Below are 17,595 nucleotides of genomic sequence, written 5' to 3' on the forward strand. Positions count from 1 at the left end.
ACGCGAGTCTGGTGACCGCGTGACCCCCAGTGATATTTAAGTGTGATTGAGAGGCCGCCGGAAAACCCTGAAAACAGGGTGCTTTCGGCGGCAGCGGATTTGAGTGCAGGCCCCCGCCGTCCCATCGCGAAAGATGCGCCATATGGAAAACCGAACCGGAATGCTCCGTATTGTCGCCCTTCTCCTTGCGATCGGGGTCGCGGGTGTGGCTGACATACCGGTCGTAGCTTCGGCTTCGCCGGCAAAGGCCGGGGCGGAATATTTCCCGACGCAGCAGGATTTTGTCGGAAAATGGAAGCTCACCGGTGCGATCAGCCGCCCGCCGCGCAATATGAAGACTGCGCCCACCGCCCAGCAGGAAGCGGATGCGACACTGTTCCAAGAAACGGTGACGACATTTTACTCCGCGTTTGATTATCTGGAGATCACCGCGGACGGTCGCTACAATTTTCATCAACCCGGCGATCCCTCAGGTTCATGCGTCTGGTGCGGCACATGGTCCTTTGACAAGAGTTCGCTGTGGCTGAAGCTGGATACCGCGCCCCGGCTCGATATCTACGCGAAGGACGGCGATATACAGATGACGTACACCGCTGAACCCGACAAGAAGTCGAAATACACCTGGCTGGTTTTCGGCTGGACGAAGATGGAGTAGGCGTCTCATTTCCTCGGCGGTAACGCCCAACCGGAATACCCAAGACTGTTTGACGAAGCGCTCAGAATTGAGCAAAGCTGTGTGGCCAACCATATTTGACGGACAGGGGACGTCATGACGAATTTTCTGTCCTTCGATGATATCGCCGAGCTGGAATACGGTGCACCCGCCCCGGAAAGACTGATTTCCGGCGATCCCAAATTCACCACATGGAATATCGAGGAAGCTCCGGGCGGCATCTATGCCGGCATCTGGCAGTCCACGCCCGGCAAATGGCGGGTGGTCTATGACGAATGGGAATATTTCAACATTCTCGAAGGCCATTCCATCCTGACCGAAGACGGCGGTGCCCCGCGCGATCTGAGACCGGGCGACCGCGTTATCCTGCGTCCGGGCTTTACGGGCACGTGGGAGGTCGTCGAGACGACGCGGAAGGATTATGTCATCCGGCTCTGAAACCGGATGATCCTTGCGAGTGCTCTACCGGCCAAATCTCACCAGCTGAGATCGAGCCGCTCCAGACCATGGAAATGATAGACATCCTTGACCCTGGGCGGCTCGGCGATCTTCAGGCCCGGCAGGCGTTTTAAAAGCAGGGGCAGGGCAAGATTGAGCTCCAGCCTTGCCAGCGGCGCGCCGATGCAGAAATGGATGCCGGCGCCGAAGGAGACGTTGGCGCCCTCGTTGCGGTCCGGCCGGAAGGTCAGCGGATCGGAAAATTTTGCCGGATCGAGATTGGCGGCGGCGAGGATGAGGCTGACCTTGTCGCCGCGCCTGAACGCGACGCCGTCAATTTCGACGGGCTCCAGAACCCAGCGCTGGAAAATATGCACCGGCGCGCAGATGCGCAGGGTTTCTTCCACCGTGCGTTCCGTGGCGGCATCGTCGTTAAACAGCGTCTCGGGGGAGATGCCGCTTTCCAGAATGATGCGCACGGAATTGCCGATCTGGTGCACGGTCGCCTCGTGCCCGGCATTCAGCAGCACGATGGTGGTGGAGATGAGCTCGTCGTCGGTCAGATACTGGCCCTTGTGCTCCGTATGGATCATGTGGCTCAGCAGATCGTCCTTCGGCTCCGCCCGCCGCTCGGCGATCACGCTGCGCACATAGTCTGAAAACTCATGCGCGGCCCTGTCGGCCAGCAGCTCATCTTCCGGCGTGCGTTTGAACATATACATGCCGACATAGGCATGCGACCATTTCAGAAGCTGCGGCCCCATCTCTTCGGGAATGCCGATCATGCGGGCGATCATCGTCACCGGAATGATATCGGCATAGGAAGAGAGCAGTTCCGTCTCGCCCTTGCTTTCGAAGGCGTCGATCAGACGGTTGGCGAGTTCCTCGATTTCCGGCTTCATCTTGTCGACGTGCCGCGACACGAAGGCGCGGTTGATGAGCGTGCGCAGCCGCGTGTGCTCCGGCGGTTCCAGTTCCAGCAGCGAATGCTGCTCGGCAGCATCGAAATGCTTCACATGTTCCAGCGGCTCCGCCAGGCCGATCTCTTCGCGGCTTGCCACATGCAGGATCTGCCGTCCGAAGCGGCGGTCGCGCAACAGCGCGCTCACGTGGTCGTATCCGGTGAAAAACCATTGCCGCTGTTCCTCCCAGTAGAAGGTGGGACATTCAGCGTGCAGGGCCGCATAGACCGGGTTCGGATCGCTGTAGAAAGCCGGGTCGCGGGCATCAAGGGAAATGCGGCGGGTGGCGGGATCGATTTTGAGAAACGGAAATGTCGCTGTCATGCCCATGGTCTATTCCGCGCGCGGCGCTTTGGGAAGGGAGGGAAATCCCTTCCGGATACCTCTATGCCTGTCACTGGGTGGTTACATCGTCACCGGCTGGCGATGGCGGCTATCCGGTTCAGCGCCGCGACCTGGCGGTCGGCATTGTTGTCCATCGGATTTTCGTCGCGGTCCGAGGCGGGCACGACGACATTGGCTGAATTGACATGGATGACCGTCCGGTTGCGCCCGGCCTTCTTGGCGGCATAAAGCGCGCGGTCGGCTTCCGTCATCATCGTGTTGAGGTCGGCGTCCTTGATCATGGCTTCCGATATGCCGACGCTGGTGGTCACCTCGATGGCTTCACCGCGCGAACTGATCTTCGAAAGGCGCAGATTGCTGCGGATGGCTTCCGCAAGCGTCGCCGTGCTGGAAGGGCTTTCCACTTCGGCAACCAGCGCGAATTCCTCGCCTCCCATCCTGACGAAAAGGCCGCGATCGCCGATTGCGCGCTGCGCGATATGACAGAAATGCACGAGCACCGCATCGCCGGACTGGTGGCCGTATCTGTCGTTGATCTTCTTGAAATGGTCGATATCGAACAGCACCAGCGCCACGTAACGGCTGGAGACCGGCGACCTTTTCTTGATACGCTCGAACTCCTCCAGCAGGCCGCGCCGGTTGAGAACGCCAGTCAGATGATCGGTCATGGCGAGGCGATGGAGGCGGCTTTCCGTATCCTCCATGATGATCTTGGCGCTGATCATGATGATGGCCGTGAAGCCGAGCATGCCGGAGAGGGCAAGCGCCGATGTCATGGGAATGGCGTTGGGGATGGCGGCATTGACGGGGATGACGATGGATGCGACGAACGCCCCGGCAAAAGCCTGCAGGATCAGGATCGCGGCCAGAACCCGGCGGCTGCGTGAGGCGCGCGCCTTGCTGGCCAGAAGGACGCCGGCGAGCATGAAATAACCCGTGGCCGCACTGGCGTGATAAAGCAGGATGCGGGCCACCATGTTTTCACGCACGGGCGGCAGGAACATTCCGGCGATCCACAGGAGAGCCGGAATGGCGACCCAGCCGCCGATTTTCCGCTGTTCGAAGCACAGCAGGCCCGCAAGCCAGAAACCGAAGGCGGAAAGTGCGAGCGTATTGCCGACCTGGATGGACAGAAAACTGGAAATATCCCCGCGAAACGCCACCATGACAGCGCCGAAGCCCGTGGCGAGGAAACCGGCGGCGAAAAAGAGATTATGCCGGCGGGAAGGGCGGTGCAGCCACAGCGTTCCCAAAAGCACGGCAAGGGTGAACGTTTCCGCCGCCCACAGTAGCGTGCTCGTCTTTGCATCCAGCATTGCAAAATCCTATCTGCGCCATAATGCGATAAAAGCGGGCTCTTTCGCACGAGGTGCGTTATGCCCGCTGGAATTGTTGAGCTGCCATTTCGCCCGGTGGGCCCATTCCCCAAAGGGAACCGGAAATTCGCTGGCCAGTATCGGCAGCAAATACTAACGAGTTCTTGCCGGTGAGAAGTTATATCTGTGCATGGCGGGCGATTTTTGCCGTCGTCGCCTGCCATAGTAAAAAAATGGTGGCAGCGGGGAAAGAGGCCCGGCTGGCGCCGCCCGGTCCGAAAGCCCTGTCAACCTCGGCCCGAAAGGCCTGCAAACGCTGTTGAGCCGTTAAGGATATGCGGCTTCGTGTCTTGAAGTACGGGGCAGGGACACTCTATGTAGGGAGTATGAAGGTTAGAAGTGATTCCGGAGCGGTTTTTCGCGAAGGGCAGAGTTTGACAAAGGACGGACATGAAAAATCCAGTTGATACCGCCATGGCTCTGGTGCCGATGGTCGTTGAGCAGACCAATCGCGGCGAACGCTCCTACGACATATTTTCCCGTCTTCTCAAGGAACGCATCATTTTCCTCACCGGCCCGGTGGAAGACCAGATGGCTTCGCTCGTCTGCGCGCAGCTGCTTTTCCTCGAGGCTGAAAACCCGAAGAAGGAAATCGCGCTCTACATCAATTCGCCGGGTGGCGTTGTGACCGCCGGCATGGCGATCTACGATACGATGCAGTTCATCCGCCCTGCGGTCTCCACGCTCTGCGTCGGCCAGGCTGCCTCCATGGGCTCGCTGCTTCTGGCTGCCGGTGAAAAGGGAATGCGTTTCGCAACCCCGAACGCCCGCATCATGGTGCACCAGCCTTCCGGCGGTTTCCAGGGGCAGGCATCGGACATCGAGCGCCACGCCCGCGACATCATCAAGATGAAGCGCCGCCTCAATGAAGTCTACGTGAAGCACACGGGCCGTACGCTCGAAGAGGTTGAAAAAACCCTCGATCGCGACCACTTCATGGATGCAGACGAGGCGAAGGACTGGGGCGTGATCGACAAGATCCTGACCTCGCGCCAGGAAATCGAAGGCGCCGCCGCGAATTGAGGCGCGCCGCTTTTTGACGTTTGTTTGAACCCGCAAAAGTAATTTCGGGGCTTTCAACCGCAACAGAAAGCGATATTAGTATATATAAAGGCTATGTTGAATTTTTATGACGTGGCCTTTGGTTTGATGGGGAATTCGTTGCAGCCGGTTGTCAGCTCATGTATCTGATACCGGTTAGTACCCCGGGAAACGAGGCGGATACGGCGATGCACCCCAAGGGCTGCCGTATCGGCGGGCGGTAAGTTGACCGCGATCCGTTTGGCGGACCTGCGGCGTGCTGGAAGGAAAGTGATATGAGCAAAGTCAGCGGCAGCAACGGCGGCGACTCTAAGAATACACTCTATTGTTCATTCTGCGGCAAGAGCCAGCACGAAGTCCGGAAACTCATTGCCGGACCGACGGTATTCATCTGCGATGAATGCGTCGAATTGTGCATGGACATCATCCGCGAGGAGAACAAGACGTCGATGGTGAAGTCGCGTGAGGGTGTTCCCACCCCGCAGGACATCATCAAGATCCTCGACGAATACGTCATCGGCCAGAAGCAGGCGAAGAAGATCCTGTCTGTTGCCGTTCACAACCACTACAAGCGCCTCGCGCACGCCTCCAAGAATGGCGATGTCGAGCTTGCGAAGTCGAACATCATGCTCGTCGGTCCGACGGGCTGCGGCAAGACCTATCTTGCCCAGACGCTCGCCCGCATCATCGACGTTCCCTTCACCATGGCGGACGCAACGACGCTGACCGAAGCCGGTTACGTCGGCGAGGACGTGGAAAACATCATCCTGAAGCTGTTGCAGGCTGCGGATTACAATGTCGAGCGCGCCCAGCGCGGTATCGTCTATATCGACGAAGTCGACAAGATTTCCCGCAAGTCGGACAACCCGTCCATCACGCGCGACGTGTCGGGCGAGGGCGTTCAGCAGGCGCTTCTGAAGATCATGGAAGGCGCGGTCGCTTCCGTACCGCCTCAGGGCGGCCGCAAGCATCCGCAGCAGGAATTCCTGCAGGTGGATACGACCAACATCCTGTTCATCTGCGGCGGCGCCTTTGCCGGTCTCGACAAGATCATCTCGGCCCGTGGTGAAAAGACCTCGATCGGCTTCGGTGCGACCGTCAAGGCGGAAGATGATCGCCGCGTCGGCGAGGTTCTGCGCGAGCTGGAGCCCGAAGATCTGGTGAAGTTCGGTCTCATCCCGGAATTCATCGGCCGTCTGCCGGTTCTCGCCACGCTGGAAGACCTCGATGAGGATGCGCTGATCCAGATCCTGTCCGAGCCGAAGAACGCGCTGGTCAAGCAGTATCAGCGCCTGTTCGAGATGGAAGATGTGGAACTGACCTTCCACGAGGACGCGCTGCGCGAAATCGCCCGCAAGGCGATCACCCGCAAGACCGGCGCCCGCGGCCTGCGCTCGATCATGGAAAAAATCCTTCTGGACACCATGTTCGAACTGCCGACGCTGGAAGGCGTGCGCGAAGTGGTCATTTCCGACGAGGTCGTCAGCGGCCTTGCACGCCCGCTCTACATCTATGCGGATCGTCAGGAAGAAAAGACCAACGTTTCGGCCTGATCGGCCGGTCCGGTGCTTCGATGAAGTCAGAAGGCCCGCCTCCGTGCGGGCCTTTTCTGTTGTCGCCGGGTGTGAAACTTGCGCCTAACTTGGCGAAGCCCGATTTTGCGTTTGGAGCGGATTGCGCTTTGCTGATAAAGTCTTACAACTGATTTGCAGCGCGATGTGACGGAAATGTGAATTTCGTCGGCGACCCGGTTCCTGAGCCCTCAAGGATAACCGGAAATGTCGGTAGTATTAGCCGGCGCTGGGTTTTGTTGAATTTCACGGTCCTACCTTCGCGTAAGGCCGTCTGTTCCGGCGACTTGAAATCGGTGTTTCGAAACTCCACTTTCAGTCTCGAGAAATGAATGTGCCGGATGCCCCAAGCTGTCCGGCAAAGTGTCCCGAAAGGGACCATGGAAAGGAAATGATATGACGAACATCACGTCTGCGGCATCTGGCGGTACCTATCCGGTACTTCCCCTGCGCGACATTGTCGTTTTCCCGCATATGATCGTTCCCCTGTTCGTCGGGCGGGAAAAATCCATCCGTGCGCTCGAGGAAGTCATGGGGTCGGACAAGCAGATCATGCTTGTTACCCAGATCAACGCCAGCGATGACGATCCGGCCCCGGAGGCCATCCACAAGGTCGGCACGGTCGCCAATGTCCTGCAGCTTCTGAAGCTTCCCGACGGCACCGTGAAGGTGCTGGTGGAAGGCAAGGGCCGCGCCCAGATCGACAGCTACACCGGCCGTGAAGACTTCTATGAAGCCACTGCGACGCCGTTGCAGGAGCCTGCCGAAGATCCGGTCGAGATCGAGGCGCTGTCGCGTTCGGTCGTGTCTGAATTCGAGAGCTATGTGAAGCTCAACAAGAAGATTTCGCCCGAGGTTGTCGGCGCCGCCGGCCAGATCGACGATTATTCGAAGCTTGCCGATACGGTCGCTTCGCACCTGTCGATCAAGATTACCGAAAAGCAGGAAATGCTGGAAACCGTCAGCGTGAAGCAGCGGCTTGAAAAGGCGCTCGGCTTCATGGAAGGCGAAATTTCCGTGCTCCAGGTCGAAAAGCGCATCCGCTCGCGCGTCAAGCGCCAGATGGAGAAGACACAGCGCGAATATTACCTGAACGAACAGATGAAGGCGATCCAGAAGGAGCTCGGCGACGGCGAGGACGGTCGTGACGAGATGGCCGAGCTGGAAGAGCGCATCGCCAAGACCAAGCTTTCCAAGGAGGCCAAGGAAAAGGCCGAAGCGGAAATGAAGAAGCTGCGCCAGATGAGCCCGATGTCCGCGGAAGCGACCGTCGTGCGCAACTATCTGGACTGGCTGCTCGGTCTGCCATGGGGCAAGAAGTCCAAGATCAAGGCGGACCTCAACAATGCCGAGAAGATCCTGGATCAGGACCACTTCGGTCTGGACAAGGTCAAGGAGCGTATCGTCGAATATCTGGCCGTGCAGGCCCGTGCGACGAAAATCCGTGGCCCGATCCTCTGCCTCGTCGGCCCGCCCGGCGTCGGCAAAACCTCGCTCGCCAAGTCGATCGCCAAGGCGACCGGCCGCGAATATGTGCGCATGGCGCTGGGTGGCGTTCGTGACGAAGCGGAAATCCGCGGTCACCGCCGTACCTATATCGGCTCAATGCCGGGCAAGATCGTCCAGTCGATGAAGAAGGCCAAGAAGGCGAACCCGCTCTTCCTGCTCGACGAAATCGACAAGATGGGCATGGATTTCCGTGGCGATCCGTCGTCGGCTCTGCTCGAGGTGCTCGATCCGGAACAGAACTCCACCTTCATGGACCATTACCTTGAAGTGGAATACGACCTGTCCGACGTGATGTTCGTGACCACGGCCAACACGCTGAACATTCCCGGCCCGCTGATGGACCGCATGGAAGTGATCCGCATTGCCGGTTACACGGAAGACGAAAAGCGCGAAATCGCCAAGCGTCACCTGTTGCCTAAGGCGATCAAGGAACATGCTCTGCGTCCGGAAGAGTTCTCGGTTACCGATGACGCCCTGATGGTCGTCATCCAGCAGTACACCCGCGAGGCGGGCGTGCGCAGTTTCGAACGCGAGCTGATGAAGCTGGCGCGCAAGGCTGTCACCGAGATCATCAAGGGCAAGGTCAAGTCCGTGGAAGTCACCGCAGCAAACGTTCCGGATTATCTGGGCGTTCCGCGGTTCCGCCACGGCGAGGCCGAGCGCGAGGATCAGGTCGGTGTCGTCACGGGTCTGGCCTGGACGGAAGTCGGCGGTGAGCTGCTCACCATCGAAGGCGTGATGATGCCGGGCAAGGGCCGCATGACGGTGACCGGCAACCTCAAGGAAGTGATGAAGGAATCCATTTCGGCGGCGGCATCCTATGTCCGTTCGCGCGCCGTGGACTTCGGCATCGAGCCGCCCCGCTTCGACAAGAGCGACATCCACGTGCACGTTCCGGAAGGTGCGACCCCGAAGGACGGACCGTCCGCCGGCGTTGCCATGGCGACCGCCATCGTCTCCATCATGACCGGCATCCCGGTCTCGAAGGATGTGGCGATGACGGGCGAGATCACGCTTCGCGGTCGCGTGCTGCCGATCGGCGGCCTGAAGGAAAAGCTGCTCGCAGCCCTTCGCGGCGGCATCAAGAAGGTGCTGATCCCGGAAGAAAACGCCAAGGACCTGGCGGAGATTCCGGACAATGTGAAGAACGAGATGGAAATCATCCCGGTGTCGCGCATGGGCGAGGTCATCAAGCACGCCCTTATCCGCCAGCCGGAGCCCATCGAGTGGGACGGCAGCATCGAGACGCCGGTGATCGCAACCGTCGAAGGCGTCGACGACGGCAGCCAGACCATCGCGCATTGATAATGCATCGTCGCGAGGGGCGGGAATCGCCTTTCGCGATGGCTGATGCATAGATTCAATGTCTTAGGTGTCGGAAGGCGCATGTGGCGTAAAGCTGCGCACAAGTGATGCGAATTTGGCACGAATATGTGGAAGGCCGGCAGAAATGTCGGCCTTTTTTGTGAAAAAAAACGCAGACCCCTTGTTTTTCAGGCGATTCCAGCGCTTTTGGGTTGCTGCGCGCGGATGCGAACGTATTCTGCGCCGGCTTAATTTGAGTCGTTTCAAACCATTGAAAGGGGTGGAAACATGAACAAGAACGAGCTCGTCTCTGCTGTTGCCGAAAAGGCTGGTCTCACGAAGGCAGATGCTGCTTCCGCTGTTGATGCTGTATTCGAAACTGTACAGAGCGAACTGAAGAACGGTGGCGACATTCGCCTGGCCGGCTTCGGCAGCTTCTCCGTCAGCCGTCGTGAAGCCTCCAAGGGCCGTAACCCTTCCACGGGTGCTGAAGTCGATATCCCGGCTCGCAACGTACCGAAGTTTTCCGCAGGCAAGGGCCTGAAGGACGCCGTCAACTCGTAAGGTTTCCGGAAAGCCGCAACGCCCGGCGGCGGGCGGGCAGCTTTTCAGGTTCACGAGGAAACATGTTTTGACGCCCTGACGCCGTCACATCGCCGCCAAAAGCGGGCGGTGTTTCGAAAAACTCTTTTCGGACAGGCCGGGTTCTCCCGGTCAAGATGTGAATGAAAGCAGGGAAGCGCCTGTGTAGCTTCCATCCGGACACACGGCGTTTTTCGACGCGGAATGTGGGCATAAACACGAAAGCCCGGCCTTCCAGGCCGGGCTTTTTGATTCAGCGGTCAGGAAGTGTCATGCCACTGTCATGTCTGTAACGCAGAAGCCTTGGGGTATTTTTGGACCCAAGGGGGATTAAAATGGCGTTCCGATTTTCTCAAATGGCTTTGACCGCCGCGCTGCTCACGTCCGCAGCCATCCCGGCCGCGGCCGAGCCGGTTTTCAACCGCATCGCATCTTTCCCGGTGGCGAAAAACCTTCCCGCGGACAAGGACGCCAAATCCGTCACCTCGGCTGAAATCATTACCGCCAGCGAAGACGGCAAGACACTGATCTATTCGGACAGCCCGCTTGGCGGCATCGGTTTCATCGACATCACCGACGCCAAGGCTCCCAAGGCCGGCGGCGCGCTGCTGCTCGAAGGCGAACCGACCTCCGTTGCCGTTGCCGGTCTCAAGGTGCTGGCCGGCGTCAATACGTCGGAAAATCGCGCTAAGCCCTCCGGCAAGCTGGTGACGGTCGATATTGCTACCAAAAAGATCGAAGCAAGCTGTGATCTCGGCGGCCAGCCCGATTCCGTCGCCGTTTCCCCGGACAAGACCTTCGCCGCCATCGCCATTGAAAACGAGCGCGATGAAGAGGTAAACGAAGGTGCCCTGCCGCAGATGCCAGCCGGTTATCTGGTGACTGTCGGCCTTAAAGACGGCGTTGCCGATTGCGCGACCCTGAAGAAGATCGAACTCACCGGCCTTGCCGAAATTTCCCCTGAGGATCCGGAGCCGGAATTCGTGTCGATCAACGCCAATGGCGAGATCGCGCTGACGCTTCAGGAAAACAATCATATCGTCATTCTCGACGGCAAGACCGGCACGGTGAAGACGCATTTCTCCGCCGGCAAGGTCGATCTTGAAGGCATCGATACGAAGACCGACGGGCAGCTGAAGTTCACCGACAAGCAGGAAGGCCGCAAGCGCGAGCCGGACGCCGTGAAGTGGCTGGACAATGACCGCATCGTCATCGCCAATGAGGGCGACTGGCAGGGCGGCTCGCGCGGCTTCACCATCTTCGACAAGACTGGCAAGCTCGTCTACGAATCCGGCTCCTCGCTCGAACACGCGGTTGCGGCCATCGGCCACTATCCGGAAAAGCGCTCCAAGGCCAAGGGCATCGAGCCGGAAGGTCTGGAAGCTGCGACATTCGGCGACCAGAAATATTTCTTCGTGTTGTCGGAGCGCGCCTCTGTCGTCGCTGTCTACAAGGACACCGGCAAGGAGCCGGAACTGACGCAGCTCCTGCCTTCGGGCGTTTCGCCGGAGGGCGCTGTCGCCATCCCGTCGCGCAACCTCCTTGCCACGGCCAATGAGGTCGATCTGATCGAAGACGGCGGCGTGCGCTCGCATGTCATGCTCTATGAGCGCGGTGAAGGTGAAGCAGCCTATCCGCAGCTGGCTTCCGCCACCGTCGATGGTGCGCCGATCGGCTGGGGCGCTCTTTCGGGTCTGGTCGGCGATGCCGAAAAGCCCGGCATTCTCTATGCCGTGTCCGACTCGGTCTATGGCAACCAGCCGTCGATCTTCACCATCGATGCGACGAAAAAGCCCGCCACCATCACCAGCGTGCTGCGCGTCAAGCGTGACGGTATTGCCGCTCAGAAGCTCGACATCGAAGGCATCACGCTGGACGGCAAAGGCGGTTTCTGGCTGGCTTCTGAAGGCGACAGCGCCAAGCTCGTTCCGCACGCGCTCTATAACGTCAACGCCAAGGGCGAGATCAAGGCTGAGATCGCATTGCCGAAGGAACTTCTCGCCGGCGACACCCGCTTCGGTTTCGAAGGCGTGACGATGATCGGCAAGGGCGACGACGCGACGCTGTGGATGGCTGTGCAGCGTGAATGGGGCACGGACGAAAAGGGCTTCGTCAAGCTGGTCTCCTACAATCCGAAATCCAAGGAGTGGGGCGCCGTCCGTTACCCGCTCGACAAGACCGAGGCAGGCTGGGTCGGCCTCTCCGAAATCGCCGCGCAGGGCGACTATGTCTATATCGTCGAGCGCGACAACCAGATCGGCGACAAGGCCAAGATCAAGAAGCTCTACCGTGTTGCGATCGCGGACCTGAAGCCGGGCAAGATCGGCGGCGAACTGCCGCTGGTGGCCAAGCAGGAAGCCCATGACTTCCTGCCTGACCTCAAGGCCCAGACCAACGGTTATGTCGTCGACAAGCTGGAAGGCTTCACCTTCGACAAGGCGGGAACGGCCTATGCCGTGACCGACAATGACGGCGTGGACGATTCTTCCGGCGAAACGCTGTTCTTCACCGTCAATATGAAGGCGATCAACTGATCGGGCCGATTGGCACCGCAAATGAGAAAAGCCGGGCTATGCCCGGCTTTTTTGTACGGCGAGGGGCCTCTTGGCCGCGTTTCCCGATCCTGCACGATGCCTGACGATGCAAGCCGTTAAAATCGGCATTGCCGCTTCGATATCGGATTGTGAAGGATTCGTCCGGAGCCATCCGGGAAAATGCTGCGGATCGATGGTAACAGATCACCGCCCCATGGAATTCTTGCTTTTGGGAGTATCTTGTTTCTCCGAGTCCTGCTGGACCCAGCGGAAAAAAATATAAACAGGCAGCGCTATAAGCGCGAGTGTTACAAACGCGTCGATCGACATGGTTTCATCCATCAGTTCAACCGTTCATCATGAAACGGTGCGCAAACAATGCCTGAAATCTCTTTAGAAAGTCTGAATCTTCCTTATTTTCCGGTATGTTGCGGGGTGATACAGGGGGTGGTCAAGTTGTCGGAATATGGAACAGCAGTGCCGATTTGGCATGGCGTAACTGGAGAAATGCGATTCCAGCGGTTGGGAATCATGACGACGCTCTACCTACCGCAGTAAGGGCAGGGGGCGATAATTCCGAATACTCGAGGGCTTATCGCATAGCGAAAGCAAACACGAACAACCTCGGTATCAGGGGTGATATTTAAATCTTTCGGGGAAATGGTGGGCGATGAGAGACTCGAACTCCCGACATCCTCGGTGTAAACGAGGCGCTCTACCAACTGAGCTAATCGCCCTTCGCGTCTTGCGGATCATGTCCGCCGCGTCGGTGGCCGTGATGTATGCGGATCGGAAAAAAACCGCAAGGGCTTTTGTGAAGTTTTTTTGTTTTTTTGCCGAGAGAATTTTCCGTCGCCGGGGGACGGGGGCAAAAAGCCGGGAACTGCGGGCTTTTTTCCCGAAACAGGACCCGAGGACGCCGTGATGTTCATGTGGAAATCCCGCTACGGAAGCCTCCGGCTGTGGACAAGTTTTTTGTTTTCGTTGGGAAAAGCCCGAAAAACAGGGCGTTTGCCGCAATCGCCTTCCAAGGCCTTTCGGTTTTTCCCGATCAAAATGAAGAAGCTTATTCTTTTGTCGTGAAACCTGCTTGACACCCCCGCACGAACGCCGTAGTTAGCCGCTCATCGAACAGCCGAGGCTGGTTCGAGCGGCGGGACTGGTTCCTGTCGTCAGGAGATGCGGGTGTAGCTCAGTCGGTTAGAGTGCCGGCCTGTCACGCCGGAGGTCGCGGGTTCGAGCCCCGTCACTCGCGCCATCCTGTCCCTCGGAAAACGCAGATGAATGTCTGTGGTGCGCGGGTGTAGCTCAGTCGGTTAGAGTGCCGGCCTGTCACGCCGGAGGTCGCGGGTTCGAGCCCCGTCACTCGCGCCATTTCTCTCTCCTGAAATGTCTCCTCAAAAACAGATCGACGCGAGATTTGTGCGCTCGTCTATTGACGATTCCAGCGCCTGATTCCGGGCTTTTTAAACGCGATTTTTCCTGCATTTTTTAGTCAAGTTTCGATTCCCGAATATCGTCACTTCACCGCCATCCGGCCGTAAAATTCGTGTGACTTTTTTGCGGTTGCGTCGTTCAATCGATTATTATTGTATTTGAGTGGCTTAGGCCGGAATTGTGGCCCAAATTTGCGTCAATTCCGGCAATATTGTTGCCAATCAATGCGGCAGGTGTCTTGAAATGGTGCCTAAACTCTTGCAGAGAGAGCGCGGCTGCGCTAACGACTTTGGCGTTGCAACATATTGTCCGCTCTTTGAGACTTAAGGTCACAAAGGCAGGCCCGGCACCCGGCCGGGCAGGGAAGAGACCATGACTGAACTCCTCAGTTCCTACATTCCGATCGCAATATTCATCGGTATCGCTCTCGTCATCGGCCTGGCGCTTCTCATTGCGCCGTTCGCTGTCGCTTACAAGGCGCCGGACCCGGAAAAGCTTTCTGCTTTCGAGTGCGGTTTCAATGCCTTCGACGATGCCCGCATGAAATTCGATATCCGCTTTTATCTCGTGTCGATCCTGTTCATTATCTTTGACCTGGAAGTCGCCTTCCTGTTCCCATGGGCGGTGTCTTTCGGCGAGATGGGCTGGTTCGGTTTCTGGTCGATGATGGTGTTCCTCCTCGTTCTCACCATCGGCTTTATTTATGAGTGGAAGAAGGGAGCGCTGGAATGGGCATGAGCCAGAACAACACCACGCTCGTTGCGCCGCAGCCGAAGGGGATCATCGATCCCTCGACCGGCAAGCCGGTTGGCAGCAACGACGCCTACTTCACGGAAATCAATGACGAGCTGGCCGACAAGGGTTTTCTCGTCACCTCGACCGACGAGCTGATCACCTGGGCCCGCACCGGCTCCCTGATGTGGATGCAGTTCGGTCTGGCCTGCTGCGCCGTCGAAGGCCTGATGCAGGCGTCCGGCCCGCGTTATGACATGGAGCGCTTCGGCGTCGCCCCGCGCGCCTCACCGCGCCAGTCGGACGTGATGATCGTCGCCGGCACGCTGACCAACAAGATGGCGCCCGCTCTGCGCAAGGTCTATGACCAGATGCCCGAGCCGCGTTACGTCATCTCCATGGGCTCCTGTGCCAATGGCGGCGGTTATTACCATTATTCCTACGCTGTCGTGCGCGGCTGCGACCGCGTCGTGCCGGTGGATATCTACGTTCCGGGCTGTCCCCCCACGGCGGAGGCGCTGCTTTACGGCGTGCTTCTGCTGCAGAAGAAGATTCGTCGTACCGGTACGATCGAGCGCTAAGGGCAAAGGACGGATTAAGAATGAGCGAAGCTCTCAACGATCTTGCTGCTTACGTTAAGGAAGCGCGCGGTTCCCTCGTGGTGTCGGCTGATATCGCCTATGGCGAGCTGACGCTGAACACGACGCCTGAAAGCGTGATCGCGCTTTTGACCTTCCTGCGTGACGACGTGCAGTGCGGTTTCGTCAACATCATCGATATTTGCGGTGTCGACTGGCCGCAGCGCGAGAAGCGTTTCGATGTCGTCTATCACCTGTTGTCGCCGCGCCAGAACCTGCGCGTACGCGTCAAGCTGCAGGTGGCGGAAGACGAGGGCGTACCGTCTTCGACCTCGGTTTATATGGGTGCCGAATGGTTCGAGCGCGAAGCCTGGGACATGTATGGCATTCCGTTCGAAGGCCATAAGGATCTCCGCCGCATCCTCACGGACTACGGTTTCGAAGGCCATCCGCTGCGCAAGGATTTTCCGGTTACCGGCTTTGTGGAAGTGCGTTACGATGACGTGCTGAAACGGGTTCTTTATGAACCGGTTGAACTGAAACAGGAATTCCGCAACTTCGATTTCCTCTCCCCCTGGGAAGGGACCGAATATGTTCTCCCGGGTGACGAAAAGGCCAAGCAATGAGCCAAGCCCCCGCGACAGAGCATGGACAATGTCTTTGCGGCGCCGTCGGCCTCAATGCCGTCATCGGTGCCCGCGAATTCGGCGTTTGCCATTGCTCCATGTGCCGCCGCTGGTCCGGCGGTGCCTTTCTGGCTGTCGAATGCGCTGATATCTCCGTTGAGAACGAAGAGAACCTCGGCGTCTATTCCTCGTCGGAATGGGGTGAGCGCTGCTTCTGCAAGAACTGCGGCAGCACGCTGATGTGGCGCTCGAAGGACGGCAAGCATTTCGCCGTTTCGCTGCAGGCTTTCGATAACCCTTCCAGTTTCAAGTTCGCGTCGCAGATTTTCACGGATGAGAAGCCTTCGAGCTATTCTTTCGCGGAAACCACGCAGAACATGACCGGCCCCGAATTCATCGCCATGATCACCTCGGCGGAGCACTAGAATGACTGAGCATAACGTCCGCAATTTCACGATCAACTTCGGTCCGGAACATCCGTCCGCGCACGGCGTGCTGCGTCTGGTTCTGGAACTGGATGGCGAAATCGTCGAACGCGTCGATCCGCATATCGGTCTCCTGCATCGCGGCACCGAAAAGCTGATCGAGACCAAGACCTATCTGCAGGCCGTTCCTTATTTCGACCGCCTCGACTACGTCGCGCCGATGAACCAGGAACACGCTTTTGCGCTCGCTGTCGAAAAGCTGCTCGGCCTCGAAATCCCGATGCGCGGTCAGTTGATCCGCGTCCTGTATTCGGAAATCGGCCGCATCCTGTCGCACATCATGAACGTGACGACGCAGGCCATGGACGTCGGCGCGATGACGCCGCCGGTCTGGGGCTTCGAAGAACGCGAAAAGCTGATGGTGTTCTATGAGCGCGCCTGCGGCGCCCGCATGCACTCGGCCTATGTCCGTCCGGGCGGCGTGCATCAGGACCTGCCGCCGGAACTGGTGGATGATATCGGCAAGTGGTGCGACCCGTTCCTCACCGTTCTCGACAATATCGAGGGCCTTTTGACCGACAACCGCATCTACAAGCAGCGTAACGTCGATATCGGCGTCGTCTCGCTTGAAGACGCCTTCGCCTGGGGTTTCACGGGCGTGATGGTGCGCGGCTCGGGCGCTGCCTGGGATTTGCGCCGCGCGCAGCCCTATGAGTGCTATTCCGATCTCGAATTCGACATTCCCGTCGGCAAGAACGGCGATTGCTATGATCGTTACCTGATCCGCATGCAGGAAATGCGCGAATCGGTGAAGATCATGAAACAGTGCGTCGATCTTCTGTCCGGCAAGCACCGCATCGGCCCGGTCTCCTCGCTGGATGGCAAGGTGGTTCCGCCCAAGCGCGGTGAGATGAAGCGTTCGATGGAAGCGCTGATCCACCACTTCAAGCTCTACACCGAAGGTTACCACGTTCCCGCTGGCGAAGTTTACGCCGCCGTGGAAGCGCCGAAGGGCGAGTTCGGTGTTTATGTGGTTGCCGATGGTTCCAACAAACCCTACCGCTGCAAGATCCGCGCGCCGGGTTATGCCCATCTTCAGGCGATGGATTTCCTGTGCAAAGGCCATCAGCTTGCCGACGTTACAGCCGTGCTCGGCTCTCTCGACATCGTGTTCGGGGAGGTCGACCGCTGATGCGTCTGCCGCTGGCCATACCGGCTTTTCTCGCTGCGATGTCTGCCCCCGCTTTCGCCCAGACGGCGACGGACGAGGGCGGCATATCGCTGTCGAGCGGCGGCTCTTCGACCATCAAGCAGCTTCTGTCGTCGGGATACGAGATCAAGGCCTCGGTTCCCAATGGCAGCAAGTTCATCGTGTTCATGCAGAAAGACAAGGCGGCTTACGCCTGCGAATTCGTCACGGTGGCGAGATCGCGTTGTGAGACGTTAAACTGAAAAGGCGTG

The 17,595-nt window shown here is 58.6% G+C and carries 16 protein-coding genes and 3 tRNA genes; 16 read left to right on the top strand and 3 right to left on the bottom strand.

Annotated features, from left to right (window positions below; all coding sequences use genetic code 11):
• Positions 1-142: 142 nt before the first annotated feature.
• On the top strand, positions 143-655 hold the full coding sequence (locus AGR7B_RS06055; RefSeq protein ID WP_080856255.1) for a hypothetical protein: 513 nt from the start codon (positions 143-145) through the stop codon (positions 653-655).
• Positions 656-769: 114 nt separating this feature from the next.
• Positions 770-1,111, top strand: coding sequence for a cupin domain-containing protein (locus AGR7B_RS06060; RefSeq protein WP_059752625.1), 342 nt, complete (start codon positions 770-772; stop codon positions 1,109-1,111).
• Between the two features lie 38 nt (positions 1,112-1,149).
• Here the strand turns inward: AGR7B_RS06060 and AGR7B_RS06065 are convergent, their stop codons facing one another.
• A complete protein-coding gene (locus AGR7B_RS06065) occupies positions 1,150-2,403 on the bottom strand; it encodes a cytochrome P450 (RefSeq protein WP_162934064.1) in 1,254 nt (417 codons plus the stop codon).
• An 83-nt stretch (positions 2,404-2,486) separates the two neighbouring features.
• The gene (locus tag AGR7B_RS06070; protein WP_080856256.1) at positions 2,487-3,734 is read right to left on the bottom strand and encodes a GGDEF domain-containing protein; all 1,248 of its coding nucleotides are present in this window, start codon (positions 3,732-3,734) and stop codon (positions 2,487-2,489) included.
• 450 nt (positions 3,735-4,184) lie between these two features.
• Between AGR7B_RS06070 and clpP the strand changes: the two genes are divergently transcribed.
• From clpP to AGR7B_RS06100, 5 genes are all read left to right on the top strand, one after another.
• Positions 4,185-4,817: an ATP-dependent Clp endopeptidase proteolytic subunit ClpP gene (clpP, locus tag AGR7B_RS06075; RefSeq protein WP_003521529.1), complete on the top strand. Its 633-nt coding sequence runs from the start codon at positions 4,185-4,187 to the stop codon at positions 4,815-4,817.
• A gap of 293 nt (positions 4,818-5,110) precedes the next feature.
• Positions 5,111-6,388, top strand: coding sequence for an ATP-dependent Clp protease ATP-binding subunit ClpX (gene clpX, locus AGR7B_RS06080; protein ID WP_080856257.1), 1,278 nt, complete (start codon positions 5,111-5,113; stop codon positions 6,386-6,388).
• A 414-nt stretch (positions 6,389-6,802) separates the two neighbouring features.
• Positions 6,803-9,220: an endopeptidase La gene (lon, locus tag AGR7B_RS06090; RefSeq protein ID WP_078054020.1), complete on the top strand. Its 2,418-nt coding sequence runs from the start codon at positions 6,803-6,805 to the stop codon at positions 9,218-9,220.
• A gap of 288 nt (positions 9,221-9,508) precedes the next feature.
• Positions 9,509-9,784 carry a DNA-binding protein HupB gene (gene hupB, locus AGR7B_RS06095; RefSeq protein ID WP_003502360.1) on the top strand — a complete coding sequence of 92 codons (276 nt, stop codon included), beginning with the start codon at positions 9,509-9,511 and terminating at the stop codon, positions 9,782-9,784.
• A 353-nt stretch (positions 9,785-10,137) separates the two neighbouring features.
• A complete protein-coding gene (locus AGR7B_RS06100; protein WP_080856258.1) occupies positions 10,138-12,336 on the top strand; it encodes an esterase-like activity of phytase family protein in 2,199 nt (732 codons plus the stop codon).
• Positions 12,337-12,997: 661 nt separating this feature from the next.
• On the opposite strand, the gene AGR7B_RS06105 is transcribed toward AGR7B_RS06100, so the two are convergent.
• A tRNA-Val gene (locus AGR7B_RS06105) sits at positions 12,998-13,073 on the bottom strand.
• 225 nt (positions 13,074-13,298) lie between these two features.
• Here AGR7B_RS06105 and AGR7B_RS26420 point away from each other — a divergent pair.
• The 9 genes from AGR7B_RS26420 to AGR7B_RS06145 all read left to right on the top strand — a co-directional run bounded on the left by AGR7B_RS26420 (position 13,299) and on the right by AGR7B_RS06145 (position 17,586).
• Positions 13,299-13,430 (top strand): hypothetical protein, encoded by a 132-nt coding sequence (locus AGR7B_RS26420; protein ID WP_280940449.1) that lies wholly within the window; start codon positions 13,299-13,301, stop codon positions 13,428-13,430.
• A gap of 87 nt (positions 13,431-13,517) precedes the next feature.
• A tRNA-Asp gene (locus AGR7B_RS06110) sits at positions 13,518-13,594 on the top strand.
• A 39-nt stretch (positions 13,595-13,633) separates the two neighbouring features.
• Positions 13,634-13,710, top strand: a tRNA-Asp gene (locus AGR7B_RS06115).
• 435 nt (positions 13,711-14,145) lie between these two features.
• Positions 14,146-14,511, top strand: coding sequence for an NADH-quinone oxidoreductase subunit A (locus tag AGR7B_RS06120; RefSeq protein WP_003496469.1), 366 nt, complete (start codon positions 14,146-14,148; stop codon positions 14,509-14,511).
• Positions 14,502-15,086 (top strand): NuoB/complex I 20 kDa subunit family protein, encoded by a 585-nt coding sequence (locus tag AGR7B_RS06125; RefSeq protein WP_003521524.1) that lies wholly within the window; start codon positions 14,502-14,504, stop codon positions 15,084-15,086. Before AGR7B_RS06120 ends, AGR7B_RS06125 begins: the two co-directional genes overlap by 10 nt.
• Positions 15,087-15,106: 20 nt before the next feature.
• A complete protein-coding gene (locus AGR7B_RS06130; protein ID WP_003496465.1) occupies positions 15,107-15,709 on the top strand; it encodes an NADH-quinone oxidoreductase subunit C in 603 nt (200 codons plus the stop codon).
• Complete coding sequence (locus AGR7B_RS06135; protein ID WP_065653989.1) at positions 15,706-16,134, top strand: GFA family protein; 429 nt, start codon at positions 15,706-15,708, stop codon at positions 16,132-16,134. Before AGR7B_RS06130 ends, AGR7B_RS06135 begins: the two co-directional genes overlap by 4 nt.
• Before the next feature lies 1 nt (position 16,135).
• On the top strand, positions 16,136-17,326 hold the full coding sequence (locus AGR7B_RS06140; protein ID WP_003496461.1) for an NADH-quinone oxidoreductase subunit D: 1,191 nt from the start codon (positions 16,136-16,138) through the stop codon (positions 17,324-17,326).
• A complete protein-coding gene (locus tag AGR7B_RS06145; protein WP_078054018.1) occupies positions 17,326-17,586 on the top strand; it encodes a hypothetical protein in 261 nt (86 codons plus the stop codon). The genes AGR7B_RS06140 and AGR7B_RS06145 overlap by 1 nt, the downstream gene beginning before the upstream one ends.
• Positions 17,587-17,595: the final 9 nt, after the last annotated feature.

The organism is Agrobacterium deltaense RV3 (assembly GCF_900013505.1).
In the GTDB taxonomy this organism is placed as follows: domain Bacteria; phylum Pseudomonadota; class Alphaproteobacteria; order Rhizobiales; family Rhizobiaceae; genus Agrobacterium; species Agrobacterium leguminum.

Bases quoted from the DNA above. Each gene is read 5' to 3' on its own strand.
- hupB (WP_003502360.1), top strand. From the start codon at position 9,509: ATGAACAAGAACGAGCTCGTCTCTGCTGTTGCCGAAAAGGCTGGTCTC.
- clpX (WP_080856257.1), top strand. From the start codon at position 5,111: ATGAGCAAAGTCAGCGGCAGCAACGGCGGCGACTCTAAGAATACACTC.
- clpP (WP_003521529.1), top strand. From the start codon at position 4,185: ATGAAAAATCCAGTTGATACCGCCATGGCTCTGGTGCCGATGGTCGTT.
- AGR7B_RS06135 (WP_065653989.1), top strand. From the start codon at position 15,706: ATGAGCCAAGCCCCCGCGACAGAGCATGGACAATGTCTTTGCGGCGCC.
- AGR7B_RS06055 (WP_080856255.1), top strand. From the start codon at position 143: ATGGAAAACCGAACCGGAATGCTCCGTATTGTCGCCCTTCTCCTTGCG.
- AGR7B_RS06060 (WP_059752625.1), top strand. From the start codon at position 770: ATGACGAATTTTCTGTCCTTCGATGATATCGCCGAGCTGGAATACGGT.
- AGR7B_RS06130 (WP_003496465.1), top strand. From the start codon at position 15,107: ATGAGCGAAGCTCTCAACGATCTTGCTGCTTACGTTAAGGAAGCGCGC.
- AGR7B_RS06065 (WP_162934064.1), bottom strand. From the start codon at position 2,403: ATGGGCATGACAGCGACATTTCCGTTTCTCAAAATCGATCCCGCCACC.
- AGR7B_RS06070 (WP_080856256.1), bottom strand. From the start codon at position 3,734: ATGCTGGATGCAAAGACGAGCACGCTACTGTGGGCGGCGGAAACGTTC.
- AGR7B_RS06120 (WP_003496469.1), top strand. From the start codon at position 14,146: ATGACTGAACTCCTCAGTTCCTACATTCCGATCGCAATATTCATCGGT.
- AGR7B_RS06100 (WP_080856258.1), top strand. From the start codon at position 10,138: ATGGCGTTCCGATTTTCTCAAATGGCTTTGACCGCCGCGCTGCTCACG.
- AGR7B_RS06145 (WP_078054018.1), top strand. From the start codon at position 17,326: ATGCGTCTGCCGCTGGCCATACCGGCTTTTCTCGCTGCGATGTCTGCC.
- AGR7B_RS06140 (WP_003496461.1), top strand. From the start codon at position 16,136: ATGACTGAGCATAACGTCCGCAATTTCACGATCAACTTCGGTCCGGAA.
- AGR7B_RS06125 (WP_003521524.1), top strand. From the start codon at position 14,502: ATGGGCATGAGCCAGAACAACACCACGCTCGTTGCGCCGCAGCCGAAG.
- lon (WP_078054020.1), top strand. From the start codon at position 6,803: ATGACGAACATCACGTCTGCGGCATCTGGCGGTACCTATCCGGTACTT.